General features: G+C 65.6%; 21 protein-coding genes and 4 tRNA genes. 17 read left to right on the forward strand and 8 right to left on the reverse strand.

The features are described 5' to 3' along the window. Positions 1-4: 4 nt before the first annotated feature. The 14 genes from AB4120_RS07290 to AB4120_RS07355 all read left to right on the forward strand — a co-directional run bounded on the left by AB4120_RS07290 (position 5) and on the right by AB4120_RS07355 (position 12,666). Positions 5-2,236 carry a RelA/SpoT family protein gene (locus AB4120_RS07290; protein ID WP_149136221.1) on the forward strand — a complete coding sequence of 744 codons (2,232 nt, stop codon included), beginning with the start codon at positions 5-7 and terminating at the stop codon, positions 2,234-2,236. 21 nt (positions 2,237-2,257) lie between these two features. Then, positions 2,258-2,334, forward strand: a tRNA-Val gene (locus tag AB4120_RS07295). A 375-nt stretch (positions 2,335-2,709) separates the two neighbouring features. Beyond that, the gene (gene thrS, locus AB4120_RS07300; RefSeq protein WP_149136220.1) at positions 2,710-4,617 is read left to right on the forward strand and encodes a threonine--tRNA ligase; all 1,908 of its coding nucleotides are present in this window, start codon (positions 2,710-2,712) and stop codon (positions 4,615-4,617) included. 47 nt (positions 4,618-4,664) lie between these two features. After that, complete coding sequence (infC, locus tag AB4120_RS07305) at positions 4,665-5,186, forward strand: translation initiation factor IF-3 (RefSeq protein ID WP_149136219.1); 522 nt, start codon at positions 4,665-4,667, stop codon at positions 5,184-5,186. Positions 5,187-5,353: 167 nt separating this feature from the next. Then, a complete protein-coding gene (gene rpmI, locus AB4120_RS07310; RefSeq protein ID WP_006575466.1) occupies positions 5,354-5,551 on the forward strand; it encodes a 50S ribosomal protein L35 in 198 nt (65 codons plus the stop codon). 26 nt (positions 5,552-5,577) lie between these two features. After that, the gene (rplT, locus tag AB4120_RS07315) at positions 5,578-5,934 is read left to right on the forward strand and encodes a 50S ribosomal protein L20 (protein WP_092292801.1); all 357 of its coding nucleotides are present in this window, start codon (positions 5,578-5,580) and stop codon (positions 5,932-5,934) included. Positions 5,935-6,115: 181 nt separating this feature from the next. Beyond that, positions 6,116-7,141: a phenylalanine--tRNA ligase subunit alpha gene (pheS, locus tag AB4120_RS07320; protein WP_187645178.1), complete on the forward strand. Its 1,026-nt coding sequence runs from the start codon at positions 6,116-6,118 to the stop codon at positions 7,139-7,141. A 66-nt stretch (positions 7,142-7,207) separates the two neighbouring features. Then, a complete protein-coding gene (gene pheT, locus AB4120_RS07325) occupies positions 7,208-9,655 on the forward strand; it encodes a phenylalanine--tRNA ligase subunit beta (protein WP_441642098.1) in 2,448 nt (815 codons plus the stop codon). A 74-nt stretch (positions 9,656-9,729) separates the two neighbouring features. Further along, positions 9,730-10,146 (forward strand): integration host factor subunit alpha, encoded by a 417-nt coding sequence (locus tag AB4120_RS07330; RefSeq protein ID WP_144195859.1) that lies wholly within the window; start codon positions 9,730-9,732, stop codon positions 10,144-10,146. Positions 10,147-10,328: 182 nt separating this feature from the next. Then, positions 10,329-10,763, forward strand: a complete 435-nt coding sequence (locus AB4120_RS07335; RefSeq protein WP_144195857.1) for a MerR family transcriptional regulator — start codon at positions 10,329-10,331, stop codon at positions 10,761-10,763. 64 nt (positions 10,764-10,827) lie between these two features. After that, positions 10,828-10,904: transfer RNA gene (locus AB4120_RS07340), tRNA-Pro, on the forward strand. Positions 10,905-11,375: 471 nt separating this feature from the next. Further along, entirely contained in the window at positions 11,376-11,792 is a 417-nt protein-coding gene (locus AB4120_RS07345) for a hypothetical protein (protein WP_149136216.1), read from the forward strand. A gap of 218 nt (positions 11,793-12,010) precedes the next feature. Next, the gene (locus AB4120_RS07350; protein ID WP_262389620.1) at positions 12,011-12,190 is read left to right on the forward strand and encodes a hypothetical protein; all 180 of its coding nucleotides are present in this window, start codon (positions 12,011-12,013) and stop codon (positions 12,188-12,190) included. A gap of 77 nt (positions 12,191-12,267) precedes the next feature. Then, entirely contained in the window at positions 12,268-12,666 is a 399-nt protein-coding gene (locus AB4120_RS07355) for a hypothetical protein (protein WP_144195850.1), read from the forward strand. Positions 12,667-12,716: 50 nt separating this feature from the next. Here AB4120_RS07355 and AB4120_RS07360 read toward each other — a convergent pair whose 3' ends face one another. From AB4120_RS07360 to AB4120_RS07380, 5 genes are all read right to left on the reverse strand, one after another. After that, entirely contained in the window at positions 12,717-17,594 is a 4,878-nt protein-coding gene (locus tag AB4120_RS07360) for an NAD-glutamate dehydrogenase (protein ID WP_441642099.1), read from the reverse strand. Between the two features lie 132 nt (positions 17,595-17,726). Continuing rightward, positions 17,727-18,248, reverse strand: a complete 522-nt coding sequence (locus tag AB4120_RS07365; protein ID WP_149136214.1) for a MarR family transcriptional regulator — start codon at positions 18,246-18,248, stop codon at positions 17,727-17,729. A 292-nt stretch (positions 18,249-18,540) separates the two neighbouring features. Beyond that, the gene (locus tag AB4120_RS07370) at positions 18,541-18,873 is read right to left on the reverse strand and encodes a hypothetical protein (protein WP_149136213.1); all 333 of its coding nucleotides are present in this window, start codon (positions 18,871-18,873) and stop codon (positions 18,541-18,543) included. Positions 18,874-19,068: 195 nt separating this feature from the next. Beyond that, on the reverse strand, positions 19,069-20,049 hold the full coding sequence (locus AB4120_RS07375; protein WP_149136212.1) for a Bug family tripartite tricarboxylate transporter substrate binding protein: 981 nt from the start codon (positions 20,047-20,049) through the stop codon (positions 19,069-19,071). A 218-nt stretch (positions 20,050-20,267) separates the two neighbouring features. Further along, positions 20,268-20,343 (reverse strand) — tRNA-Lys (locus AB4120_RS07380). A gap of 116 nt (positions 20,344-20,459) precedes the next feature. Here AB4120_RS07380 and AB4120_RS07385 point away from each other — a divergent pair. Beyond that, positions 20,460-21,359 carry a LysR family transcriptional regulator gene (locus tag AB4120_RS07385; RefSeq protein ID WP_149136211.1) on the forward strand — a complete coding sequence of 300 codons (900 nt, stop codon included), beginning with the start codon at positions 20,460-20,462 and terminating at the stop codon, positions 21,357-21,359. A 124-nt stretch (positions 21,360-21,483) separates the two neighbouring features. Further along, a complete protein-coding gene (locus tag AB4120_RS07390; RefSeq protein WP_441642100.1) occupies positions 21,484-22,872 on the forward strand; it encodes an 8-oxoguanine deaminase in 1,389 nt (462 codons plus the stop codon). Positions 22,873-22,936: 64 nt separating this feature from the next. On the opposite strand, the gene AB4120_RS07395 is transcribed toward AB4120_RS07390, so the two are convergent. Next, positions 22,937-23,012: transfer RNA gene (locus tag AB4120_RS07395), tRNA-Lys, on the reverse strand. A 257-nt stretch (positions 23,013-23,269) separates the two neighbouring features. Between AB4120_RS07395 and AB4120_RS07400 the strand changes: the two genes are divergently transcribed. Continuing rightward, on the forward strand, positions 23,270-23,533 hold the full coding sequence (locus tag AB4120_RS07400; protein WP_092293309.1) for a DUF1488 domain-containing protein: 264 nt from the start codon (positions 23,270-23,272) through the stop codon (positions 23,531-23,533). A 126-nt stretch (positions 23,534-23,659) separates the two neighbouring features. Here AB4120_RS07400 and AB4120_RS07405 read toward each other — a convergent pair whose 3' ends face one another. Together AB4120_RS07405 and xth are read right to left on the reverse strand one after the other, a co-directional pair. Continuing rightward, complete coding sequence (locus AB4120_RS07405; protein ID WP_149136209.1) at positions 23,660-25,564, reverse strand: SulP family inorganic anion transporter; 1,905 nt, start codon at positions 25,562-25,564, stop codon at positions 23,660-23,662. Between the two features lie 27 nt (positions 25,565-25,591). Then, positions 25,592-26,389 (reverse strand): exodeoxyribonuclease III, encoded by a 798-nt coding sequence (gene xth / locus AB4120_RS07410; protein WP_149136208.1) that lies wholly within the window; start codon positions 26,387-26,389, stop codon positions 25,592-25,594. Positions 26,390-26,428: the final 39 nt, after the last annotated feature.

Genomic DNA, 26,428 nt, shown 5'->3' on the forward strand with positions numbered 1-26,428 from the left:
TGACATGGTGACGTCCACCGATCTCACGAGCCAGGTCGCAGGCGTGCCCGATGCCGGGTTGGTCGAGCGCGCGCTGGCGTTCGTGCGCGAGACCGCCGACGGGGCGCAGCCCGCGATGCTGCCCACCGGCGAGACCGTGCTGTCTCACGCCGAGGGGATGCTGCGCATCCTCGACGGCCTGCGCGTGGACGACGCCGCGCGCGCCGCGGCCTGCCTGTTCGCGGTGGCGGCGTTCGTGCCGGACACCGAGCCGCAGATCGAGCCGCGCTTTGGCGAGGAAGTCGCGAAGCTGGTGAAGGGCGTGCGGCAGCTGCTGCGCATCGGCGCCATCGCGGTGTCGCAGACCGATGTCTCGGAATCGTCGAAATCCGAGGTCGCTGCCCGCCAGGAACAGGTGGAGGCGCTGCGCAAGATGCTGCTGGCCTTCGCCCAGGACATCCGCGTGGTGCTGGTGCGCCTGGCGTCACGGCTCCAGACGCTGCGCTGGCTCGCGCAGACCAAGAACATGCCGCTGCCGGGCGTGGCGCGCGAGACGCTGGATATCTACGCGCCGCTGGCCAACCGGCTCGGGATCTGGCAGATGAAGTGGGAGCTGGAGGATCTCGCCTTCCGCTTCGAGCAGCCGGATACCTACAAGCGCATCGCAAAACTGCTAGACGAGAAGCGGATCGAGCGGGAGAGCTATATCTCGCAGGCGATCGCGCGGCTGCAGTCGGAGCTGGCCTCGGCCGGCATCCGCGCCGAAGTGACCGGCCGGCCCAAGCACATCTACAGCATCTGGAAGAAGATGCGCGGCAAGGAACTCGATTTTGCCGATTTGTACGATGTGCGCGCGTTCCGCGTGATCGTGGACGACATCAAGGATTGCTACACGGTCCTCGGCATCGTCCACCATATCTGGCAGCCGATTCCGCGCGAGTTCGACGACTACATCTCGCGGCCGAAGTCCAACGGCTACAAGTCCCTGCACACGGTGGTCATCGGTGACGATGGCCGCGCGTTCGAGGTGCAGATTCGCACGCAGGAGATGCACCACTTCGCCGAATACGGCGTGGCGGCGCACTGGCGCTACAAGGAAGCCGGCAGCAAGGGCTACAGCGGGCAGTTCTCGGCCAGCGAGCGCTATGACGAGAAAATCGCCTGGTTGCGCCAACTGCTGGCGTGGAAGGACGATGCCGACCACTCGGTCGCGCACGAGGATTCGCCGTGGGAGCAGCTCAAGCATGCGGCCATCGACGACCATATCTATGTGCTGACCCCGCAGGCGCGCGTGGTGGCGATGCCGCAGGGCGCCACGCCGGTGGACTTCGCCTATTACCTGCATAGCGACCTCGGCCACCGCTGCCGTGGCGCGCGCGTGGACGGGGCGATGGTGCCGCTGAACACGCCGCTGCGGAACGGGCAGACCGTGGAGATCGTCGCGGTCAAGCAGGGCGGGCCGTCGCGCGACTGGCTCAACATGGAGCTGGGCTACCTCGCCAGCAGCCGTGCGCGGGCCAAGGTGCGCGCGTGGTTCAACGCGCTGGACTCGCAGGAGACCATCGCGCAGGGCCGGGCGCTGATCGAAAAAACCTTGCAGCGCGAGGGCAAGACCGCGGTCAACCTCGACGACCTGGCCAGCCGGCTCCACTTCAAGACCCCGGAGGAGCTGTTTGCGGCGGTGGCGAAGGAGGAGTTCAGCCTGCGCCATGTGGAGCATGCGCTGCGGCACCCGGAGGGCGAGGCGCAGCCGCAGTTCAGCGAAGAAGAGGCCGTCACCAAGAAGAGCCGCGCGACCAGCGTGGCGCGCGGCGCCAAGAGCGGCGTGCTGGTGGTGGGCGTGGACTCGCTGATGACGCAGATGTCCCGCTGCTGCAAGCCGGCGCCGCCGGACGAGATTGTCGGGTTCGTCACGCGGGGGCGCGGCGTGTCGATCCATCGCCGCAATTGCCATACGTTCCAGCAACTGTCGTCGCGCGCGCCCGAGCGCGTGATCCAGACGGCGTGGGGCAAGCGCAGCGACGCCGTGTACCCGGTGGACATCCACGTGGAAGCAGTGGACCGCCAGGGCCTGCTGCGTGACATCTCCGAAGTCCTGTCGCGCGAGAAGATCAACGTCACCGGCGTGAAGACGCTTTCGAGCAAGGGCGTGGCGCGGATGCAGTTCACGGCCGAGGTCTCGGAGGCCACGCAACTGCAACGCGCGCTTTCCATCATCGAAGATGTACAAGGGGTGTTGCAGGCGAAAAGAAAGTGATGCTATACTTGCGGCTTCGCTAGGCTCGTAGCTCAGCTGGTTAGAGCACCACCTTGACATGGTGGGGGTCGTTGGTTCGAGTCCAATCGAGCCTACCAACGAATTGCAGTAAAGCAGTAAAAATACGTATTACCCCGTCGGCATCGAAGGCTGGCGTGACGGCAGATCCGATCGACTTCTACAGGCACGGAAACGCATCATGAACAAGACAACTCGAACTACTACCGCTGGTCAGCGACAGTAGTCGAGGTGCGCCTTCGCCCCGGGGTGATCCGGGTAGATTGAGAAAAACGCGGCCTTGGCCGCGTTTTTTTTCGTCTGTCGTTCGCCAGCGGCCTGATAAGCTGCCGCATCGTCCGCGATGCGCGGCAAGAAACAAACGGTGGCTGGCCTCGCCGCTACCGCAGACATTGACTTTGATCCGCCCGCCAAGGCGCAGAATGCCGGCGAGCGGACCCCTCAAAAGGTGCAAGATGATCGCAATCACGCTGCCGGACGGTTCCCGTCGCGAATTTCCCGGCCCCGTCACGGTGGCCGACGTGGCTCAGAGCATCGGCTCGGGCCTGGCCAAGGCGGCACTTGCCGGCAAGGTCGATGGCCAGCTCGTGGATACGAGCTACCGGATCGACCGTGACGCCGCGCTCGCGATCGTCACGGACAAGGACGCCGATGGCGTCGACGTGATCCGCCACTCGACGGCCCACTTGCTGGCCTACGCCGTCAAGGAGCTGTATCCCGAGGCGCAGGTGACGATCGGCCCGGTCATCGACAACGGTTTCTACTACGACTTCGCCTACAAGCGCCCCTTCACGCCCGAAGACCTCGTCGCCATCGAGAAGAAGATGACGGAGCTCGCCCGCAAGGACGAGAAAGTCACGCGCGAAGTGTGGAACCGCGACGAGGCGGTGGCGCTGTTCGAGTCGATGGGCGAGAAGTACAAGGCCGAGATCATCGCGTCGATTCCGGCGGACCAGGAAATCGGTCTCTATCGCGAAGGCAATTTCGTCGATCTGTGCCGCGGCCCGCACGTGCCGTCCACGGGCAAGCTCAAGGTGTTCAAGCTGATGAAGGTGGCTGGCGCGTACTGGCGCGGCGACTCGAACAACGAGATGCTCCAGCGCGTCTATGGCACGGCCTGGGCGAAGAAGGAAGACCAGGACGCTTACCTGACGATGCTGGAAGAGGCCGAGAAGCGCGACCACCGCAAGCTCGGCAAGCTGCTCGACCTGTTCCACCTGCAGGAGGAGGCGCCGGGCATGGTGTTCTGGCACCCGAAGGGCTGGCAGGTCTGGCAGGCCGTGGAGCAGTACATGCGCGGCCGCCTGGGCGCAGGCGGCTATGAAGAAGTCCGCACGCCGCAGGTGATGGACCGTTCGCTCTGGGAAAAGTCCGGCCACTGGCAGAACTACAAGGAGAACATGTTCGTCACGGAATCGGAGAAGCGCGACTACGCGATCAAGCCGATGAACTGCCCCGGACATGTGCAGATCTTCAATCACGGGCTGCGTTCGTACCGTGACCTGCCGCTGCGCCTGGCCGAGTTCGGCGCCTGCCATCGCAACGAGCCGTCCGGCGCGCTGCATGGGCTGATGCGCGTGCGCGGCTTTGTGCAGGATGATGCGCACATCTTCTGTACGGAAGCGCAGATCGTGGAAGAGGCGAAGGCGTTCAACGAACTCGCGTTCTCGATCTACGACGATTTCGGCTTCAAGGACGTGGCGGTCAAGCTCTCGCTGCGCCCGGCCCAGCGCGCCGGTTCGGACGAGGTCTGGGACCACGCCGAGGAAGGCCTGCGCCTGGCCCTGCGCGCCTGCGGCGTGGAGTGGGAAGAGCTGCCGGGCGAGGGCGCCTTTTATGGCCCGAAGGTCGAGTACCACATCAAGGACGCCATCGGCCGTTCGTGGCAGTGCGGCACGCTGCAGCTGGATCTGGTGCTGCCGGAGCGCCTGGGTGCCGAATACGTCGCTGAGGACAACTCGCGCAAGCGTCCGGTCATGCTCCACCGCGCCATCCTCGGTTCCTTCGAGCGCTTCCTGGGCATCCTGCTCGAAAATCACGCGGGTGCCTTGCCCGCCTGGCTGGCTCCGGAGCAGGTGGTGGTCCTGAATATTGCCGATTCGCAGTCGGAATATGCCGAAAGCGTCGTGCAACTCTTGCAAAAACAAGGGTTTAGGGCCAAGGCCGATTTGCGTAACGAGAAAATTACGTATAAAATCCGCGAGCATTCTCTCCAGAAGATTCCCTACCTGCTGGTAGTGGGCGAAAAGGAGAAGGATGCCAATCAAGTGGCCGTGCGTGCCCGTGGCAACGTGGATCTGGGTGTGATGCCCGTCTCCGCGTTTGTGGAACGTCTCCAACAGGACGTTGCCAGCAAAGCCTGAGGGTGATGAGCACGGCTTGTTTTTTTGTCTTCTTGAGGTAACGGAACATCGCTACAGACAAAGGTCACCGTATCAACCGTGAGATCAGCGCGCCCGAACTGCGCCTGGTAGGGGTTGATAACGAGCAGCTCGGCATCGTCAAGTTCATGGACGCATTGCGCCTGGCCGAGGACAAGGACTTGGATCTCGTGGAAATCGCGCCCAACGCGGCTCCACCCGTGGCCCGCATCATGGACTACGGCAAGTTCAAGTATGAGGAAGCCAAGCGCGCCCATGACGCCAAGCTCAAGCAGAAGATCATCCAGGTCAAGGAAGTGAAGTTCCGTCCTGGCACGGATGATGGCGACTACAACGTCAAGCTGCGCAACCTGAGGCGTTTCCTGGAAGATGGTGACAAGACCAAGATCACGCTGCGTTTCCGCGGCCGTGAGATGGCCCACCAGGAAATCGGTGCGCGCATGCTGGAGCGTCTGAAGGCGGACCTGGAGGAGCTGGGTCAGGTCGAGCAGATGCCGAAGATGGAAGGCCGCCAGATGGTGATGGTGCTGGCCCCCAAGAAGAAGAAGTAATTCTCGCGCGGGGCGACGGCCGGGATGTCACGTACATCCCGGCGTCGTGCTGCGCGGAAAATAGTATGCGGTCCCCGTGGCTGCGTACAACAACAAGTGGATGCGGGTCTTGCAAGCGTCGGCGTGAGCCGTCCACCTGCATGCATGTCATAGAGCTGGAGTTTTTCATGCCTAAGATGAAGACCAAGAAAAGCGCCTCCAAGCGCTTTACGGCGCGCCCGAACGGTTCGTTCAAGCGCGGCCAGGCCTTCAAGCGTCACATCCTGACCAAGAAGACCACCAAGAACAAGCGTCAACTGCGCGGCACCCAGGACGTCCATGAGACGAACCTGAAGTCGGTTCGCGCGATGATGCCCTACGCATAACCCAACGACAACGAAAGGAGTAATACATGCCTCGAGTCAAACGTGGGGTCACTGCACGGGCCCGTCACAAGAAAGTCATCGACGCCGCCAAGGGTTACCGCGGCCGTCGCAATAACGTCTATCGCATCGCCAAGCAGGCGGTCATGCGTGCTGGCCAGTACGCATACCGCGATCGTCGCAACAAGAAGCGCGTGTTCCGTGCGCTCTGGATTGCACGTATCAACGCGGCAACGCGTGAGCATGGCCTGACCTACAGCGTGTTCATGAACGGCCTGAAGAAGGCTTCGATTGAACTGGACCGCAAGGTGCTGTCGGACATGGCTATCCACGACAAGCCTGCCTTTGCCGCCATCGTCAACCAGGTGAAAGCCTCCGTTGCCTGATGCCGGCTGCGGGAGCGCCCCAGGGCGCTTCCGGGCAAGCGCCGACCGCCAGGTCTGCTGAAACGGGGCTCCTCACCGAGCCCCGTTTTCATTTCGAATGCCGTGTCATGCACAGTGAAACGGCACCCGAAATGAGATACCGCACACAGTGCTAACCCTTTCCACGATTGCCGTCATGTCCCTGGATCTGGATCAAATCGTCGCCGATGCACAGGCCGCCTTCGCCGCCGCCAACGACAACGCCACGCTGGAAAACGAAAAGGCCCGCTTCCTGGGCAAGACTGGGGCGCTGACCGAGCTGCTCAAGGGCCTGGGCAAGCTCGACCCCGAGGCGCGCAAGACCGAAGGCGCGCGCATCAACCAGGTCAAGCAGCAGGTGGAAGGTGCCCTGCAGGCGCGCCGCCAGGCGCTCGCCGATGCGCTGATGAACGCGCGCCTGGCCGCCGAGGCCATCGACGTGACGCTGCCCGGCCGCGCCGTGTCGCGCGGCAGCCTGCATCCGGTCATGCGTACGTGGGAGCGCGTGGAGCAGATCTTCGGTTCCATCGGCTTTGACGTGGCGGATGGTCCCGAGATCGAGACCGACTGGATGAACTTCACCGCGCTGAACAACCCGGACAACCATCCGGCCCGTTCGATGCAGGACACGTTCTATGTGGACGGCCGCGACAGCGACGACAAGCTGCTGCTCCTGCGCACGCACACCAGCCCGATGCAGGTGCGCTACGCGCGCATGCACGTGCAGAAGTACGCCGGCAAGCCGATGCCGCCGATCAAGGTGATCTGCCCGGGCCGCACCTACCGTGTGGATAGCGACGCCACGCACTCGCCGATGTTCAACCAGGTGGAAGGGCTGTGGATTGGCGAGCATGTGAGTTTCGCCGACCTGAAGGGCGTCTACACCGATTTCCTGCGCAAGTTTTTCGAGCGCGATGACATTCAGGTGCGCTTCCGCCCGTCGTACTTCCCGTTCACCGAGCCGTCGGCGGAAATCGACATGGCCTTCGGCAGCGGCCGCTGGCTGGAGATCTCGGGCTCGGGCCAGGTGCATCCGAACGTGCTGCGCAACATGGGCCTCGACCCCGAGCGCTATATCGGCTTCGCGTTCGGCTCCGGCCTCGAGCGCCTGACGATGCTGCGCTATGGCATCAACGATCTGCGGCTGTTCTTCGAGGGCGACGTGCGCTTCCTGCGCCAGTTCGCCTGACCAGCCCCAGGCCGCATCGCTCATTGTCACAGAACATCACAGAATACCTACCGGATCAGAAGCGCCATGCAATTCTCGGAATCCTGGCTTCGTACTTTCGCCAATCCTGAAAAGATCTCGACCGACGCGCTGTCGCACAGCCTGACCATGGCCGGGCTCGAGGTGGAAGAGGTTGGCCCCGTCGCGCCGCCGTTCAGCAAGATCGTCGTGGCCCGTGTGCTGGCCACCGAGCGCCACCCCAACGCCGATCGCCTCAACGTCTGCCAGGTGGATGCCGGCACCGGCGAGACGCTCCAGATCGTCTGCGGCGCGCCCAATGTCAAGCCTGGCATCCTGGTGCCGTGCGCCATGGTTGGCGCCGTGCTGCCGCCGGCGGAAGCGGGCGGTGCGCCGTTCGAGATCAAGATTGGCAAGCTGCGTGGCGTGGAAAGCTACGGCATGCTGTGCTCGGCGCGCGAACTGAAGCTGTCCGAGGATCACGGCGGCCTGATGGTCCTGCCGGACGACGCCCCGGTCGGCCAGGACATTCGTCAGTATCTGAATCTGGATGATCAGATTTTCACGATCAAGCTGACGCCGAACAAGGCGGACTGCCTGTCGATCCACGGTGTGGCGCGCGAAGTCTCCGCGCTGACCGGCGCGACGCTGACGCTGCCGGAAATGAAGCCGGTGGCCGTCACGCTCGCCGACAAACTGCCGGTAAAGATCTCGGCGCCGGACCTCTGCGGCCGTTTCTCGGGCCGCGTAATCCGTGGCGTGAGCGCGCGTGCCGCCACGCCGGCATGGATGGTGCAGCGCCTGGAGCGCTCGGGCCAGCGCAGTATCTCGGCACTGGTGGACATCTCCAACTATGTGATGCTGGAGCTGGGCCGTCCGAGCCACGTGTTCGACCTCGACAAGATCCACGGCGGCCTGGATGTACGCTGGGGCCGCAAGGGCGAGCAGCTCAAGCTGCTGAACGGCAACACGGTCGACGTGGACGAGCAGGTAGGCGTGATCGCCGACGACAAGGAGATCGAGAGCCTGGCCGGCATCATGGGCGGTGACAGCACCGCTGTGTCGCTGGACACGACCAATATCTATCTGGAAGCCGCATTCTGGTGGCCGAACGCTATCCAGGGCCGTGCGCGTCGTTACAACTTCTCGACCGATGCCGCGCACCGCTTCGAGCGCGGCGTGGACTACGCCACGACGGTGGAGCACATCGAGCGCATTACCGCGCTGATCCTCGACATCTGCGGCGGCCAGGCCGGCCCGGTGGACGATCAGGTGGTGAACCTGCCCGAGCGCAAGCCGGTGAGCCTGCGCGTGGCGCGTGCCGAGCGCGTGCTGGGCATCGAGTTGTCGTCGGCAGAGATCGCCGACGTGTTCCAGCGCCTGAACCTGCCGTTCACGCGCTCGGAAGGTGCCGAGGGTGAGGTGTTTGCCGTCACGCCGCCGAGCTACCGCTTCGATATCGAGATCGAGGAAGACCTGATCGAGGAAGTCGCGCGTATCTATGGCTTCGAGCGGATTCCGGCGCTGCCGCCGATCGCCGAGAGCGAGATGCGTCCGACCAACGAGGCACGCCGCTCTACCCACGTGGTGCGTCACGCGCTGGCCGCCCGCGACTACCAGGAGGTGATCAACTTCGCCTTCGTGGAAGAGAAATGGGAGCGCGACTTCGCCAGCAACGACAACCCGATCCGCCTGCTGAACCCGATCGCGAGCCAGCTGGCCGTGATGCGTTCGACGCTGCTCGGCGGGCTGGTGGACAAGGTCCGTTACAACCTCAACCGCAAGGCCGCGCGCGTGCGCCTGTTCGAAGTGGGCCGGGTGTTCCATCGTGACGGAAACGTGACGGATGGCGGCCTGACCGTGGCCGGTTATCACCAGCCGATGGTGGCCGCCGGCATCGCCTACGGCCCGGCGTTCGACGAGCAGTGGGGCATTGCCACGCGTCCGGTGGACTTCTTCGACGTGAAGGGCGACGTGGAGTCGCTGTTCCATCCGCGTACGGCGCGCTTCGAGCCGGTGGCGCATCCCGCGCTGCATCCGGGCCGCGCGGCGCGCGTGATCGTGGACGGCAAGCCGGTTGGCGTGGTGGGCGAGCTGCACCCGCGCTGGCTCCAGGAATACGAACTGACCCAGGCGCCGGTGGCGTTCGAGCTGGACCTGGATGCGCTGCGCGACGTCGGTCTGCCGGCGTACACAGAGATCTCGAAGTTCCCGGCCGCCGTGCGCGACCTGGCCGTGGTGGTCAAGCAGTCGGTGCGCGTGCAGGACCTGCTCGATGCGATGCGTGCGGCGCTGGATCAGGGCGGTTTTGGCCACTACGTGCAGAGCCTGGCGCTGTTCGACGAGTTCCGTCCGAAGGCGGCTTCCGCCTCGATCGGGGCCGACGAGAAAAGCCTTGCGTTCCGTGTGACGTTGCAAGATACTGGGGCGACCCTCCAGGACGAGACGGTCGACAGCGCAGTGCGCTGTATGATCGATGCGCTGGCAGCAGGCTTCTCGGCCCGGCTGCGCGGATAGGTCGCTGAAACCTGGGGCGCCCGGGCACAGCTCCCGGGCGGATCGCCAGATAGACCTCAGAAGAGCGATCAAGAATGAACGATCGAGACGCGAATTCCATGAATGCTGCAGACCTGGGCGAGGTCAGCGACCGGCACGCCGACTCACTGGACGACGCATCGCCGGAAGCCCGCGCGACCGAAGTGCCCACCCTCACGAAGGCCGAACTCGCAGAGATGCTGTTCGACCAGGTTGGCCTGAACAAGCGTGAATCCAAGGATATGGTCGAAGCCTTCTTCGACGTGATTCGTGAAGCCTTGGAACACGGTGACAGCGTCAAGCTGTCCGGCTTCGGTAACTTCCAGTTGCGCGACAAGCCGCAGCGTCCGGGCCGCAATCCCAAGACGGGCGAAATCATCCCCATCACTGCGCGCCGCGTGGTGACGTTCCACGCCAGCCAGAAACTCAAGGGCCTGGTCGAGGAGCGCGCCGGTCTGGCGGTGCCGGGCTAACGGTCTCGCGCCCGGGTTTCCCCGCTGGCGCCTCCCGGCTCGTCGCTGCCGTCCGACACGCCACGCCCTTGCCTCGAACGGTGGATTGCCCACGGCACTTGCAGTCTGTATCCTGCAATGCTCGCGCGCATGTCGCGCCAACCGAGTCGCGCCTTTCGGCCTGACGCCTGACTTCCCATCGCATGTCGGAAAAATCCAGCGAGCGCGTTGCGCTGCCGCCGATTCCCGCAAAACGCTACTTCACGATTGGCGAAGTGAGCGAGCTTTGCGCCGTCAAGCCGCACGTGCTGCGGTACTGGGAGCAGGAGTTCACCCAACTCAAGCCGGTGAAGCGGCGCGGCAATCGGCGTTACTACCAGCATCACGAAGTGCTGCTGATCCGGCGTATTCGCGAGTTGCTGTACGAGCAGGGATTCACCATCAACGGGGCGCGCAACCGCCTCGACGATGGTCGCCATCATGGCCTCGGCGCGGCGCTGGAGGAGAGCGAGGCCGAGCCGATGGCGCCGGTTGCCACGGCGCCGGTGCTGTCGGTCGATCTCAATAGCTTGCGTGGCGAGCTGGTGGCAGTGCAAAACCTGCTGGCGCAATTGAAGGAGATCGCGCGGCATGGATAATTTTGCAATGCGCCGTGCCAATGACTAGCCACCGATGAATTGTTGCTGATATAATCTTTTGCTTCGGGGCGTAGCGCAGCCTGGTAGCGTACCTGCATGGGGTGCAGGTGGTCGGAGGTTCAAATCCTCTCGCCCCGACCAGACAAGGAACCCGCTTGGTGTCAAAGCCAAGCGGGTTTTTCTTTGGCGGGTTTTTTCTGCAATACGCGGGTCTGGTCGCCCGGCGCTTGATGCGCCGCAAAACTTCTTTACATTTCCTGCGTTCCCTCTCGCAGCATCGTCGCCTAGCCTTGGACGATGATTTGAAACGCAGGGTGAGTCATGAGTTGGCGTGATATTTTCCTGATTGGTACCGGCTGGGTCGGTGCCTGCATGGCGGTGGGCTGGCTGCTGACCACGGTGGTGAAGCTCCTCGAATGAACGGCGCGCTCCGCGCGCAATCCTCGACGAAACAACGCCGCCCGATTTTCTCGGCGCGGCGTTTTTCATTATGGTCTGCCGCCGCAGCGTTTGAATGCACCGTGCAGGTCGCTTTGGTATAACCTGAAATCAGGGAACCCCCGCTCCTCCTGCGCGTCTCGCCAAAGGAGAGCATCGCTGCGGGAGGGCGCGATGGGGCAACGTGAAATCAGGGCCTGCTGGTTTGGCGCTGGCGTGCTGGTCGGCGCGATGGCCGCGAGCCTGTGCGCAATGCGCGCCATGGCGCGCGCCCGGGTCGATGTGCCGGCAGATTTGTCGCCGGAAGTATCTCCGGAAGTATCTCCGGCCGCCTCGCCCGTCGAGGTTGCCGCCCGGGCACCGTCCGCAGCGCCGGAGAGCGGCGCTGACATGTTCGAATACCGCGGCTTCGTGGTGCACCTGTTCTGGCAGGCGCTCGCCCCGGCCCGGTACAAGGCATGGTGCGATATCTGGGAAGCCGGCGCGGTGGTGCAGGAGGCGGGCGGCCCGCCGGCCACGTATCCGACTGCTGCCGAGGCACGCATGGCGGCTGGCGCGTGGGCGCGGCACTGGATCCAGAACAACGGCTGATGCAGCAGATCGGGTAAGTCACGGCCCGCCACGTGGCCCGATCGATCCCAACCTATTCTCAACATAACGCCGCCCGTGGCGCCCGCTATCCCGCCAAGGTAGGGGCCAAATGGCGGCCCTGCAAGGTGTGACGCGACAGACACACGTGTTACGATTTGCAGCGTCTTTTGGAGTCCGTGATGTTTGTATGTCAGAACCAACCCTGTGGTGCGCGATGGATGCCCACCGAGGTGGTGATCAAGAACGAGGGGCAGGGCCCCATCTTCCGCTGCCCGCTCTGCGGCGCGCGCAACCGCCTGATGGCCTCGCACCGTGCGGACGGGAGCATCGACTACAAGCAACTCCGGCGCGAAGCCTCCGGCGCGGACGCCGCGCCGCCGAAGGCCCGACGGAGCTGATCGACGCAAAGGGGTCGACGCGCATGGCGAAAAGCAAGACGCCTCAAGCCGGCGACTGTGGGACCGTTAAGACGGAGATGGACATTAGCGACTTATCCCACGACGCCGCCTCCAATGCCGAACTCATTGGATGGTCAGGTGCATCCCCACAAGTGATTGCCCGCGTGCTCAATGCCGCGCTGGCCGCGCAGGACCTGTCCGGCTTCGCCGCATTGCTGTCCGACATCGCGCGCGACCGCGGCCTGAAGGGTGCGCGCGGCACGCACCAGTCGATCTACGACATGCCGTACGCAAGCCTGCTGCCACGTCAGAAGCACCTGCTGGCCGATGCGTTCGACCTCTTCCTCCGCCTGGGCCTGGAATTCCGTGCGCGTGGCGACGGCAGCGACGACCTTGACGGCGCCGATGACGACGACCTGCCCGCACTGCGCGACATGGACGACGATGACGATGTCATCGACGCCGACGAGCGCTGACCTTCAGCTGCGTCAGCCGCCAGCCGCCCCGCATAGCGCGGCCCGCCCCCTCAGGCGCGCTCCAGCAAGCCGATTTCCTTCACCGCAACGGACAGCATCGACAACGCCGAGGCCCCCGTGGCGCCTGACGCGCGCTGGTCGGTCAGCATCTGCGCGAAGCGGTCCAGCGCTACCTGGCGGCTCTTGCGCCAGTCCTCGATCAGCGTCGGTGCGTCGTCCACCTCGCGCGACTGGCCCAGCACGCTGGTGGTCAGGGCGCGCTTGAGCCGGCCCAGGTCTTCCAGCGTGGTCGTGCGGGCGAGCAGGTCCCAGTGCGTGTCTGCCGGCAGCGAAAACGCGCGTTCGCGCAGCCAGCCGAAATTGAGTTCCGAATCGAGGGCGAAGTAGACCGCCGCCACGGTATCCAGGCTGCGCTGGCAGGCGGCCGCCACCTCGGCCACGTCGAGCGCGGCCGCGGCGGCATCGCTGGCCGCCACACGCAGGGCGAGGTCGTCATCCACACCGGCTTCGATCAGCGTCATGGCCCGCTCGGCCATGGCCTCGGCGCCCTCGGGCGGCAGCAGCTTGGGCAGCTGCGGCGTGAGCCAGCGCGCGGCTTCGACGAAACGCGTCGCGCCCGGCTCCACCGTGCCGCCGCCACGCAGGTAGCGCACGAACCAGAGCGTGGCGCGCTCGAGCAGCCGCGCCAGCGCGCCGAACATCTGTGCCTGGATGGCGTCATCCACACGGTTGTCGAAGGCGTCGATGCGTGCCCAGAGCCCGGACAGCCCGAACACGTCGCGCGCCAGCAGGCAGGCGCGCACGATGTCGGCCGGACGCCCGTCGGTCTCTTCCATCAGGTGATGGACGAAGGTCGGCCCCACGCGGTTCACGAGGATGTTGGTCAGGTGCGTGGCCAGGATTTCGCGCCGCAGCGGATGGCGCTGCATTGGCTCGGCATGGCGCACGCGCAGCGGCTCGGGGAAGTAGTCGGCCAGCAGCGTCGCGACGAGGGCGTCCTCGGGCAGGTCTGAGACCAGCAGCTCGTCGTACAGCCACATCTTGCTATAGGCCAGCAGCACCGCGCGTTCGGGCGAGGTCAGCCCAGCGCCGAGTGCCTTGCGCTCGGCGATCTCGTCCTCGGGCGGCAGGAATTCGAGCGGACGGTTGAGCCGGCCCGCGCGCTCCAGCCAGCGGATCAGCCGCGCCTCGGCGTCTAGCAATTCCGTTGCCTGACGGCCTGCTACGGAGAGCGCCTGGGTCTGGTAGTAGTTGTCCTGCAGCACCAGCAGGCCCACCTCGTCGGTCATCTCGGCCAGCAGCGTGTTGCGCTGCTTGACGGTCATCTCGCCGTCGGCCATCACGATGCCTAGCAGAATCTTGATATTGACCTCGTGATCGGAGCAATCGACGCCGGCCGAATTGTCGATGGCATCGGTATTGATCCGGCCCCCGTTGCGCGCGAACTCAATGCGCCCAAGCTGGGTGAAGCCGAGGTTGCCGCCTTCCCCCACCACCTTGCAGCGCAGTTCGGCGCCATTCACGCGCACCGCGTCGTTGGTGCGGTCGCCGGCCTGCTGATGGGTCTCGGACGTGGCCTTGACGTAGGTACCGATGCCGCCGTTGTAGAGCAGGTCCACGGGCGCCATCAGCAGCGCGTGGATCAGGTCCGCCGGCGACAGCGTGCTGGCCGTGATGCCCAGCGCCGCCTGCACCTGCGGCGTGAGTGCGATGGTCTTGGCGGTGCGCGGATAGATGCCGCCGCCGGCCGAGATCAGCGCGGTGTCGTAGTCGGCCCAGCTTGAGCGGGGCAGGGCGAACAGGCGCGCGCGCTCGGCCAGGCTCCTGGCGCAGTCGGGGTCGGGGTCGAGGAAGATGTGCCGATGGTCGAACGCGGCCAGCAGCTTGATGTGCGGAGAAAGCAGCATGCCGTTGCCGAACACGTCACCGGACATGTCGCCAATGCCGACCACCGTGAACGGCGTGGTCTGGATATTGACGCCCATCTCGCGGAAATGGCGCTTCACGCTCTCCCACGCGCCGCGCGCGGTGATCGCCATCTTCTTGTGGTCGTAGCCGACCGAGCCGCCCGATGCGAAGGCGTCGTCCAGCCAGAACCGATACTCGCCCGAGATGGCGTTGGCGTAGTCCGAGAACGTGGCGGTGCCTTTGTCCGCGGCCACCACGAGGTAGGGGTCCGATTCGTCGTGGCGCACCACCTCGGGCGGTGGCACGATCTCGCCGGAGACGAGGTTGTCAGTCAGGTCGAGCAGCCCGCGCAGGAAGGTCTGGTAGCAGGCCACGCCTTCGGCCAGATAGGCGTCGCGGTCGGTGGCGGGCGGTGGGCGTTTGACCACGAAGCCGCCTTTCGAGCCCACCGGCACGATCACCACGTTCTTCACCATCTGCGCCTTCATCAGGCCCAGCACCTCGGTGCGGAAGTCCTCGCGCCGGTCAGACCAGCGCAGCCCGCCCCGGGCCACGCGGCCGCCGCGCAGGTGCACGCCCTCCACGCGCGGCGAGTAGACCCAGATCTCGAACATCGGCCGTGGCTCGGGCAGGCCCTGCACCAGCGCCGGATTGAACTTGAACGAGACGTAGGGGCGCGGCTGGCCATCCGCGTCGCGATGGAAGTAGTTGGTCCGTACCGTGGCCGCAATCACGTTCAGGAACAGGCGCAGGATGCGGTCCTCGTCGAGATTGGGCACCTTGTCGAGCGCGGCTTCGATCTCGGCCAGCAGGCGTTGGGTGCGCGTTTCGTCACCCGGCGTGGCGACGGCGGGGTCGAAGCGCGCCACGAACAGCGCCACCAGCAGCGCGGCGATATTCGGATTGCTGGTCAGCGCGCGCTCGATATAGGCATTGCTGAAGGTGGAGCCCACCTGCCGCAGGTACTTGGCGTAAGCGCGCAGGATGGTCACGTCGCGCGCGGCCAGCCCGGCGCGCAGCACGAGGCGGTTGAAATCGTCGTTCTCGATCTCGCCGTTCCAGGCCCGCGCGAAGGCGTCCTCGAACAGGGGCTTCACGCGCTCGATCTCCACGTCCAGGGGCCGGCCATCGGCGTCGGCGGCAATCTCCAGGCCGAAGTCGTGGATCCACACCGGCGCACCGGCATCGGGTTCGATCAGGTAGGGGCGCTCCTCGTCCACGCGCACACCCAGGTGTTCGAGCATCGGCAGGCTCAGGGACAGCGCGATGGGCTCGCCGGCGCGGAAGACCTTGAAGCGGAACGCGCCTGGCGCGGCCTCGATGGGCCGGTACAGGTTCATGGCGAGGCCGCTCGGGTGCTGGCGCGCGTACTCCATCAGCTCGATGTCGCGCACGGCGGTGCGGGCGGCGTAGTCCTCGCGGTAGCCGGCGGGGAAGGCGTCGCAGTAGCGGCGCAGCAGCACGATGCCTTGTTCCTCGCCCCGGCTGACGTGGAGCGCGGTGGCCAGGTCGTCCTGCCAGCGGCGCGTGGCCTGCACGATGCGTTCTTCCAGCTCGCGGGTGTCCACCTCGGGCATGGCGCCCGGCTCGCCGCGCACGGTCAGCTGGATGCGCGCCAGCGGGGATTCCGACAGCAGCGGCGTGAACTCGCAGCCGGTGCCATGGAACGCCTCCATCAGCAGCTTCTGGATGCGCTGGCGCAGGTCGGTGTTGTACTTGTCGCGCGGCACGAAGACCAGGCACGAGATAAAGCGGTCGAAGCGGTCGCGCCGCACGAACAGCCGGATGCGCTGGTGCTCCTGCAGCCGCAGGATGCCGATGGCGATCTCGAACAACTCGTCCTCGTCGGCCTGGAACAGGTCGTCGCGCGGATACTGCTCGAGGATGGTGACCAGCGACTTGTACAGGTGGCCCTTGGTCAGGAAGCCGGCACGCGCCAGGATATTGGCGCACTTGCGCCGCGCCAGTGGGATCTCGCTGGTGCTGACCATATAGGCCGAGGACGTATACAGCCCCACGAAGCGCCGTTCGCCGAACAGCTTGCCGTTGGCGTCGAGCAGCTTCACGCCCACATAGTCGAGGTAGCCGGGCCGATGCACAGTCGCGCGCGAGTTGGCCTTGGTCAGGAAGATCGGCGAGGCCCCTTCGATGACGCTCGCGGCGGCGGCGGGCAGCGGGGTAAGGTCGTCCTCGCCCGGCTCGCGCAGCGCCTCGCGCAGGATGCCCGCGCCCGAGCCCGGCACGCCGCGCAGGAAGTAGTGGCCGTCGCGCGGCACCAGCTCGTAGTCGCGCTGGCCGAGGAAGGTGAAATGATCGTCCAGCATCCATTCGAGGAAGGCGCGCGCCTCCACAGATTCCGGGCTCGCGGCGTCCGGCGCGCGGCCCATACTGGCGACAGTGTCCTGGGCCACCTGCTGCATGCGCGGCCAGTCTTCCACGGCGGCGCGCACATCGCCGAGGATGCGGGCGATGCCGGTGCGCAGCGTCTCCAGCCGGGCACCTTCGCCGGTGCGATCCACCTCGAAATGCATGAACGATTCGAGCCTGCAGGTGGTGTTGCCGGCCGGGTCGGCGTCGTTCCGCCCGCCCAGGCCCACCCGCAGGATCGTCCCCTTGGCATCGCGGCAGATATTGAAGACCGGGTGGATGGTGGAGTGGAGCGTCAGGCCGAGCCGGTTGATCTCCATCGTGATCGAATCGACGAGGAACGGCATGTCGTCATTGACGATCTCGATGATCGTATGGTCCGAGTGCCAGCCGTGTTCCTCGAGCTTCGGGTTGTAGACCCGTACGCGCGCGGTGCCGGGCACGAACTTCTGGGCGGTCTGCCAGTGGGCCATGATCGCGCCGTAGAGGTCCGCCACGTTGCGCGCGAGCAGGTCCTCGGCATCGGCCAGGTCGTAGTAGTGGCGCAGCAGGGGCTCCAGCACCTCGAACGTGGCGGCGGGGAGCCGCTCGCGCGCGAGCGCGACGAGGTCATCCAGCAACTGCGCGACTTTTTCTTCGTTTTCCGGAGGCATGGCATCTCCTCGGCGTGTGCCGGTGCATGCTCATACTGTAGGAAAGTTTTGACCTGCCCGGGTGACAAAACCACGTCAGCGGGCAGGTGAGGCGGGCGAGGCGCCCGGGGGATCAGTTGGGGCTCAGGCGATTCAAGCGGCCACGGCGCGTCGCGCCGCGCGGCTCACCTCGGGCGGCACGACCACGGAGCTTTCGGAGCGCTCCCACGCTGCATTGCGGCGATGCCGCTCGGCATGGTCCTGCAGCGTACCGGTCATGCGATGCAGCAAACCGGTCAGCGCCACGCGCTCCTCGGCATTGAACTGGCCCACCGAGACCGAGTGCAGGGCCTTCACGCCCTGGCCGGCACGGTCCAGCCGCGCGGCGGCGCTGGCTGCGATGCGCGGGGCGCCATTGGCCTCGAACGCCAGCCAGCTTTCCTCGCGCAATTCGGCAAGCAACCGTTCGGTCTGGGCCACGTCCATGAATACGGCGGCCGACAACGGCAATCCGCGGCGGAAGGTGCCGGTGTGGATGGCGCGCAGCAACAGCCATTTCGGATAGGTCAGCCCCGAGACAGACAAGGTCTGTTCGAGGGCGGCTTGCCACGCGGTAACGGCGTCGACAAGCGCGAGCACGATCGGCTCATTGATTTCGAGTGCTTTCGGCTGCATTGGCTCAGGTCTCCCAAACTGGGTTTGCCGCCTGCTTGCATCGTCGGTGCATGGGCCGGTGCATTGGCCGGCCCGGGCGGCACCGGTGCCTGCCTCTGTTCATGGGCGGGTCATCCGGTAGGCGAGACACTACCAGTAATGTCTATACATTGGTGTGACAGATCGGGTAAGTCCTAATCAGCCTTTTGCACGAGGTGCCGTGCGCAGCCCGTGGCGGGGGAAAAGTGGGGCCAAAAACAAAACAGCCCGCGACATGCGCGGGCTGTTTTCGTCAAACGGCGACCTGGGTCGCTTACTGCTTCTTGGCGCCGTCGGTAAAGACGTCGGGCTTGCCAGACTTCGCGCCATCGGTGTAGGGGTCAGCCTTGCCGACCTTGGCGCCGTCGGTGTACGGATCGGCCTTCTTCGGAGCGAGATCGGTCTGGGTGGACTTCTTCGCGCCGTCAGTGTACGGGTCGAACTTGCCGGACTTGGCCGCGTTGGCGTGCGGGCTGGCCTTCTTGGTATGGCTGCCGCTGTGGATGTCGCCACCGTCCGTGTAGTTCTTCTGCGCGTGCGCCAGTTGCATGGTGCCCAGGCCAGCCAGCGCAGCAATGATCAGGGTCGGTACGGTCTTCTTCAGCATCTTCAATCCTCGCAGGTAATGCGCCATATCCGGGAATTCATCCGATTTCGTCAGATTCCGTGCAGATACGGCAGATGAGAAAAATAGCTTTGTTACTACTGTACCGGGGTGCGCGTGCAGCAGCCAGCAATTTTGTAGAAACTGCGCTCGGGCGATGCTGCCGCCACACCACGGTGGCGGCAGAACAGGCAGGTATTACTCCAGCGTGATGTTCTGGTCTACCGCGATCTTCTTGCGGAGGTCCAGTTCGCGCTTGATCTGGGCGGCGTACTGTTGCGAGGTGTTGCCGTCCGGGTAGGCGCCGCTGTCATGCAGGCGCTTCTTCACGGCGGGATCCTGAAGTGCCTTAATCGCTGCATCGTGGATCTTGGCGACGATGGCCGGCGGCGTGCCGGCCGGTGCCACCAGCCCGTACCAGGCCATGTTGTTCATGTCCTTCATGCCTTCTTCGGCGAAGGTCGGCACGTCGGGCAGGCCCTCCACGCGCTTGGGCGCGGCCACGGCCAGCGCGCGCAGGCGGCCGGACTGGATGAACGGCATGGACGACGGCAGGTTGTCGAACTGGGCGTTGACCTGGCCGGCCAGCGTGTCGTTCAGGGCGGGGCCCGATCCACGGTACGGAATGTGGACCATGTCGGCCTTGGTGAGGTACTTGAACAACTCGCCATCCAGGTGCGAAATGCTGCCCTTGCCGGCCGAGGCGTAGCTGTACTTGCCCGGGTTCGCCTTCAGCAGCGCGACGAATTCCTTGAGATTCTTCGCCGGCACCTTGGGGTTCACCGTCAGCACGTTCGGCACGTTCACCAGGTTGGTGATCGGCGCGAAGTCCTTGATCGGATCGTACGGATTCTTGGCGTTGGTGGCCGGGTTGGTCGCCATCGTGCTCACGGTGGCGATGCCGAGCGTGTAGCCGTCCGGCGCGGACTTGGCCAGCGCGTCGGCACCGATCGCGCCGCCGCCACCGCCACGGTTCTCCACCACCACGGGCTGGCCCAGCTCGCGGCCCAGCGCGTCGGACACGGCGCGTCCGACGATGTCGGTGGTGCCGCCCGCCGCGAACGGTACGATCAGGCGAATCGGCTTGTTGGGATACGCCTGCGCGTGGGCGATGCCCGCTTGCGCCAGGCCCAGCATGGCCAGGGCGACGGCCGCGCCCGCTTTCAGAACTGCTTTCAAGAGATGCCTCCGATATTGTCTTGGTTCCGCAATACGGAACTTCGTTCCGTGATGTGCGTCGACAGGCATTCAACCCTGAAAGGGTTCTGTAGGGAAATCGGTGAGAACCCGGTGGGCGGGCGGGAAAGTGCGGCGCAATGCCGCTGAGGCAAAGCGATCCGGGTGCTGCAAAGTAAAAAGCCCGGAACCTTGTGGATTCCGGGCTTTTCTGAATTCGCTGGTGGGGCGTGAGTGACTCGAACACTCGACCTACGGATTAAGAGTCCGCTGCTCTACCAACTGAGCTAACGCCCCAACGAAGAAAAAGATTGTAGCAAGGTACCGAATACGACGCAAGCCCCTCGGCGCATTTTTTTGCACCGCAATGCCAGCGGATTACAATGCGTGCACTTCGGCTTCCGGGCATCTCCATGCACGCGCGCGTTCTGCGGTATTTCGACGAGGTGGTCCGGCGTGGCTCCATCCGCCGTGCGGCCGAGCATCTGCACGTGGCGCCGACGGCCATCAATCGCCAGATCCTCGATCTGGAGGCCGAGTTGGGCGCACCGCTGTTCGAGCGCATCCACAAACGGCTGCACCTGACCCCGCTGGGCGAGATGGTGCTCGCCCATGTGCGCCAGACGCTACGGGAGCACGATGCCCTCCAGGCGCGCATTGCCGAGATCAAGGGTGCGCGGCGCGGCATGGTTGCCGTGGCCACCACCTCCGGGCTGGCTGGCGCGCTGATGCCCTCGCTCGTCCACGACTTCCGCCAGCAGCATCCGGGCATAGCCATACGCGTGGCTGACCTGCCGGTGGACGGCATTGTCGCCGCGGTGGAGCAGGGCGATGCGGACCTCGGGCTCGGCTACGACCTGCCCGAGGTGGCTGCCTTCCGCGTGGCCGCAAGCCGGGACTGGTCGATTGGCGCGGTGGTTGCGCCGGGGCATCCGCTGGCCGCGCAGCCGTCGGCGCTGCTCGCCGAGGTGGCCGGCTACCCACTGATCCTTCCCGCGCCGACGCTTTCGATCCGCGCCCTCGTGGACGACGCCTTTGCCCGCCAATCCATCGATGTTGCGCCCGCGGTGGAATCGACCTCCGTGGTGCTGATCCAGCGCCTGGCGGCGGCCGGCGCCGGCGTGGCGCTGCTCAATCCGCTCGATGTGATGGAAGACCGCGCGCGCGGCACGCTGGTCTTCGTGCCGCTGCGCGACGGCGGCCTGCAGCGCCAGACCCTGCGGCTGGTGGCGCGGGCGCGCGGGCCGATGAGCGCGGCGGGCGAGTTGATGGCGCAGGCCATCGGCACGGCGCTGGACGGGCTGTTCCGCTGACTGGCCCGGTGATTGCGGCGTGGTGTCCACAAATTGTGGACAGCTACGTCGAAATTTGACGCTTTGGCGCGATGGATGGCGCCAGTAGACTCCGGGGTGTCCGCAACTTCGATACACCTTCGCCATGACCCTGATCCTCCAGCATGCCGATGTCCTTGTGACCATGGACGCGCAGCGCCGCGAAATCGCGGACGGCGCGCTGGTCGCCAACGGTGCCGCCATCGAATGGGTCGGCCCCACCGCCGAGCTGCCGGAAGCCTGGCGGCGCATGGCCGACGAAGGCCGTGCCGAGGTCATCGACATGCGTGGCCACGTGGTCATGCCGGGGCTGGTGAATACGCACCATCACATGTACCAGAGCCTGACGCGCGCCGTGCCGGCCGCGCAGGATGCCGAGCTGTTCTCGTGGCTGACCAACCTCTACATGCTGTGGTCGCACCTGACGCCCGAGATGATCCGGGTGTCCACACAGACGGCGATGGCCGAGCTGATGCTGTCCGGCTGCACCACGACGAGCGATCACCTCTACTTGTATCCGAACGGCGCGCGGCTGGATGATTCGATCGAGGCGGCGCAGCAGATGGGCATGCGCTTCCACGCGGCGCGCGGCTCGATGAGCGTCGGGCGCAGCCAGGGCGGCCTGCCGCCGGACGTGGTGGTGGAGTCGGAGGCCGCCATCCTGCGCGACAGCCAGCGGCTGGTGGAGCAGTACCACGACGATTCCCGCCACGCCATGCTGCGCATGGTGCTGGCGCCGTGCTCGCCGTTTTCGGTCTCGCGCGACCTGATGCGCGAGTCGGCGGTCATGGCGCGCCACTACGGCGTCTCCCTGCACACCCACCTGGCCGAGAACGACAACGACATCGCCTATTCGCGCGAGAAGTTCGGCCTCACGCCGGCGCAGTACGCCGAGGAGCTGGGCTGGGTCGGGCACGATGTCTGGCACGCGCACTGCGTGAAGCTGGACGACGAGGGCGTGGCGCTGTTCGCGCGCACCGGCACGGGCGTGGCCCATTGCCCGTGCTCGAATATGCGGCTGGCGTCCGGTATCGCGCCGATCCGGCGGATGCGGGATGTCGGTGTGCCGGTTGGGCTGGGCGTGGACGGCAGTGCATCGAACGATGGCGCCCATATGCTGGGCGAGGCGCGCCAGGCCATGCTGCTCCAGCGCGTGGGCTTCGGCCCGGCGGCGATGAGTGCGCGCGAGGCGCTGGAGATTGCCACGCTCGGCGGCGCGCGGGTGCTGAACCGTGACGACATCGGCGTGCTGGCGCCGGGCATGTCGGCCGATATCGTCGCCTTCGACATGTCGGGCGTGGGCTACGCGGGCGCTGGGCATGATCCGGTGGCGGCGCTGGTCTTCTGCACGCCGGGCAACGTGGCCACGAGCATCATCAATGGCCGCGTGGTGGTACGCGACGGCGAACTGCTGACGGCCGACCTGCCCGTGGTGCTTGGCGATCACCGCCGGCTGGCGCGCAGGCTGTTCGAACGGGCGGCTGGAGCGGATTGATGCAGGCACGCCAGGAATAAGAAAAGCCCGGAATCATTGCTGATTCCGGGCTTTTTGAATTCGCTGGTGGGGCGTGAGTGACTCGAACACTCGACCTACGGATTAAGAGTCCGCTGCTCTACCAACTGAGCTAACGCCCCAACGAAGACCGAGATTTTATCACCGTTTTCGGCGTTGTCAAATATTCCATGCATCGCCCCGTGCCAGTGGCGCTCACGGCATTGTCATGTCGCCGTGCGACCCTGTCGCGCTCGGCGCCATGCCGACGGAACTTGCATCCCGTCGCGCTGGTCAGTGAGACGAATCGCATTCACATGGCACAGTGCAGGGGATCGCAGACGATAGGCGTCGAGCCATGTTAGGATGCTTCTCCACTTGCATATGGAGGGCTGTGATGATGGAAATCAAATTCCAAGAGCAAGATCGCTACGACATCAATAATGAGGGCCTGCTGTTCCACGCGATTGTCGATGGTGAGCAAGTGACATGCGTGGTGACACGCGAGGCGCTGTGGGAAGGCTTCAGTGCCGACCAGGTGCTGTCGCTGGAAGAGGCGTTCCGTGCGGGTCGCGAGACTATCGAGCGCGCCGCCGTGGTACTGATCGAGCAGGGCGTGCCCCAGCCGGTCGTGGTGAAGCGCGCCCACGTGGCGCCAGTCTGATGGCGCCGGCAACGGCGTCCGTGTAAGGCGACGGCAGCAACCCTCCGCCGCCGGTTTCGGCACGGTTTCCCTACCGGCCGGCCGGCGCACATTCTGGCTTAGATCCCTTAGTTTTCCGCGGTTTTTCTACCGGTTCAGGGCCTCGCTCTTGGCGGTTTCATGCATACCGGTCTCCGGTGCGCCAGCCGCTTCGGCATCCGCTGGTACCGGGGCGGGCGCTTCCGCGCCACCGGGCTGCTGTGCGCATTCCTCGAAGATGCGCACGCGGCATTGCGCGCAGATTTCCGGCGACAGCTGCCGGACGATCGTGTGCAGCGCCTGCCGCTTGGTCTGGAAGATATGGTCGCGCCCGAGCTGGTCGGTGAAGCCGGTCTGCTCCCAGGTCTCCAGCACCTGCGTGCGCGGGCGATGGAAGTAGAGGTCGCCGCCGGCCGCGCGCCGCTCGGCGAGTTCCGTCTCCCACATCTCGGCGCCCGCCAGGTCGATGAAGTTCATGCTCTTGGTCATTGCCAGCAGGCGCGTCTGGCCGGGACTGACCGTGCGCAGCCAATGCAGCCGGTCCGTCACGTACTGCACCGCGCCGAAGTAGATCGCGCCCTCCATGCGCAGCAGCTTCAACTGCGGGCATTCGGGCTGCGGGCGGCGGAGTTCGTCGAGCGGGGTGAAGCGGCGGCCGGGGTCGTCGGCGTCGGGCACGAGGCTGCGCACGGCGGGGCGCGAGGTGCGATACAGGTAAGCCACCAGCGACAGGATGGTGCCGAGCAGCACAGCCATCTCCAGCCGGATCACCAGCGTGGCGGCGAAGGTGCCCACCGCGATGGCGAATTCCGTGCGCGAGAGGCTGGCGATGCGCCGCAGCCGTGCCAGGTCGAGCAGGCCCCAGGCCACGAGCAGCAGCATCGCCGCGATGGCCGCCAACGGAATCTGCGCCAGTAGCGGGGCGCTGACCATGACCAGTACCACCAGCAGCACCGCCGAGAACACGCTGGCCAGCGGCGTCTGCGCGCCGGCCTCGAAGTTCGGCATCGAGCGGTTCAGCGAGCCGCATGAGATATAGCCCGAGAACAGCCCGCCCGCGATATTGGACAGCCCCTGGCCGATGAACTCGCGGTTGGCATCCACATGCTGGCCCGAGCGTGCCGCCACGGCCTTGGCGATCGAGATCGACTGCCCGAGCGCGACGATGGTCAGCGCGGCGGCAATGCCGAGCAGGTCCGGCACGGTGCGCCAGTTGATGTCCGGTACCTGGAAAGGCGGCAGGGCCGACGGAATCGGCCCGATCACGTTCACATGCTGCGCGCCTTCCCAGTGATTGAGCGCCAGCGCCACGCCGAAGCCGCCCACCAGGCCGATCAGCATGAACGGCAGCCGGCGCGAGATGCGCCGCACCACCAGCGTGACCGCCAGCGTGACCGCGCCGACGATGACAGCGCTCCAGTTGATCGTGCCGGCATTCTCGAACAGGAAGCGGACCACGCCGAACGCGCTGGTGCCGGTGGGCACCGCCAGCCCGAACAGGTCCTTGAGCGCATAGAGCCCGATCAGCGTGGCTGCGCCGCAGGTGAAGCCGAGCAGCACCGATGGCGAGATGAAGTTGGCCAGCGACCCCAGCCGCAGCGCGCCCACCGCCAGCTGCAACACGCCCACGAGGATCGTCACGGCCAGCGCCAGCGCGATATAGGCGGGACTGCCCACGAACGCCACCGGACTCAGCATGGCGAACAGCGCCAGCGAGTTGGCATTGGTCGGCCCGGACATCACATGCCAGCTCGACCCGAACAGCGCCGCCACGATGCACGGCACCACAGCCGTATAGATGCCGTATTGCGGCGGCAGGCCGGCCAGCGTGGCAAACGCCACGCCCTGCGGCAGCACCAGCACGCTGCCAAGCAGCCCGGCGATGAGATCGGCGCGCAGCGTGGCCGGCGTCACGCGGCGGCGCCACGGGAACAGTCGGAGCAGGCGGTTCCCGGCATCCGCCGCCGGTTTAGGGGAATGGGGGGATTGTGGGGAAAGCGGGGGCGCGGTCATCCGGCGATGATGCCGCAGCCGCGCCGTTCAGTCGAGTTTCAGCGTGGCCACGACCGGTGTGTGGTCCGACGGCTGCTCCCAGCGGCGCGGCTCCTTGTCGATGCCACACGTCGTGCAGGCCGTTGCCAGCGCGGGAGACAGCAGGATATGGTCGATGCGCAGGCCCGCGTTGCGGCGGAAGCCCATCATCCGGTAGTCCCACCAGGAGAACATCTTCTCCGGCTGTTCGAACAGGCGGAACGAATCGACGAGGCCCATCGCGATCAGCGCCTTGAAGGCGTCGCGTTCCTGGGGCGAGACCAGGTTCTGGCCCTCCCACTTGGCAGGATCGTGCACGTCGCGGTCTTCCGGGGCGATGTTGAAATCGCCGAGCAGCGCCAGCTTGGGGTAGCGCGTCATTTCCTCGCGCAGCCAGCGGGTGATGGCCTGGAGCCAGTCGAGCTTGTAGACGAACTTGTCCGAATCGAGCGCCTGGCCGTTCGGGAAGTAGGCGCTGATCAGGCGCACATCGCCGTAGGTGGCGGCCACCACGCGCTGCTGGGCGTCCTCGTAGCCGGGGATGTTGCGCACCACGTCTGCGGCCACCGGCATGGTGCCGTCGCGGGCGACGATCGCCACGCCGTTGTAGGTCTTCTGGCCCGTGTAGACGCTATGGAAGCCGGCCGCCTCGAGTTCGGCCAGCGGGTACTTGTCGTCGGGCAGCTTGAGTTCCTGGAGGCAGAGCGCGTCGATGGGCGTGCCGGCGGCGTCCTGCGCGGCGAGCCATTGCAGCACCTGTGGCAGGCGCACCTTGAGGGAATTGACGTTCCAGCTGGCGATTCTCATCGTTGTTCGGTGTGGAGTGTTCTTATTAGAGGGAGAGGA

Origin of the sequence: Cupriavidus sp. 2KB_3 (assembly GCF_052115685.1) — a bacterium.
GTDB lineage: Bacteria > Pseudomonadota > Gammaproteobacteria > Burkholderiales > Burkholderiaceae > Cupriavidus > Cupriavidus campinensis.

Excerpts from the sequence above, each read along its gene's own strand:
- AB4120_RS07360 (WP_441642099.1), bottom strand. The coding sequence starts at position 17,594 with ATGCCTCCGGAAAACGAAGAAAAAGTCGCGCAGTTGCTGGATGACCTC.
- AB4120_RS07400 (WP_092293309.1), top strand. The coding sequence starts at position 23,270 with ATGGAAATCAAATTCCAAGAGCAAGATCGCTACGACATCAATAATGAG.
- thrS (WP_149136220.1), top strand. The coding sequence starts at position 2,710 with ATGATCGCAATCACGCTGCCGGACGGTTCCCGTCGCGAATTTCCCGGC.
- AB4120_RS07335 (WP_144195857.1), top strand. The coding sequence starts at position 10,329 with ATGTCGGAAAAATCCAGCGAGCGCGTTGCGCTGCCGCCGATTCCCGCA.
- AB4120_RS07370 (WP_149136213.1), bottom strand. The coding sequence starts at position 18,873 with ATGCTGAAGAAGACCGTACCGACCCTGATCATTGCTGCGCTGGCTGGC.
- rpmI (WP_006575466.1), top strand. The coding sequence starts at position 5,354 with ATGCCTAAGATGAAGACCAAGAAAAGCGCCTCCAAGCGCTTTACGGCG.
- rplT (WP_092292801.1), top strand. The coding sequence starts at position 5,578 with ATGCCTCGAGTCAAACGTGGGGTCACTGCACGGGCCCGTCACAAGAAA.
- AB4120_RS07365 (WP_149136214.1), bottom strand. The coding sequence starts at position 18,248 with ATGCAGCCGAAAGCACTCGAAATCAATGAGCCGATCGTGCTCGCGCTT.
- xth (WP_149136208.1), bottom strand. The coding sequence starts at position 26,389 with ATGAGAATCGCCAGCTGGAACGTCAATTCCCTCAAGGTGCGCCTGCCA.
- AB4120_RS07355 (WP_144195850.1), top strand. The coding sequence starts at position 12,268 with ATGGACATTAGCGACTTATCCCACGACGCCGCCTCCAATGCCGAACTC.
- AB4120_RS07350 (WP_262389620.1), top strand. The coding sequence starts at position 12,011 with ATGCCCACCGAGGTGGTGATCAAGAACGAGGGGCAGGGCCCCATCTTC.
- AB4120_RS07345 (WP_149136216.1), top strand. The coding sequence starts at position 11,376 with ATGGGGCAACGTGAAATCAGGGCCTGCTGGTTTGGCGCTGGCGTGCTG.
- AB4120_RS07290 (WP_149136221.1), top strand. The coding sequence starts at position 5 with ATGGTGACGTCCACCGATCTCACGAGCCAGGTCGCAGGCGTGCCCGAT.
- AB4120_RS07405 (WP_149136209.1), bottom strand. The coding sequence starts at position 25,564 with ATGACCGCGCCCCCGCTTTCCCCACAATCCCCCCATTCCCCTAAACCG.
- AB4120_RS07390 (WP_441642100.1), top strand. The coding sequence starts at position 21,484 with ATGACCCTGATCCTCCAGCATGCCGATGTCCTTGTGACCATGGACGCG.
- pheT (WP_441642098.1), top strand. The coding sequence starts at position 7,208 with ATGCAATTCTCGGAATCCTGGCTTCGTACTTTCGCCAATCCTGAAAAG.
- AB4120_RS07385 (WP_149136211.1), top strand. The coding sequence starts at position 20,460 with ATGCACGCGCGCGTTCTGCGGTATTTCGACGAGGTGGTCCGGCGTGGC.
- AB4120_RS07330 (WP_144195859.1), top strand. The coding sequence starts at position 9,730 with ATGAACGATCGAGACGCGAATTCCATGAATGCTGCAGACCTGGGCGAG.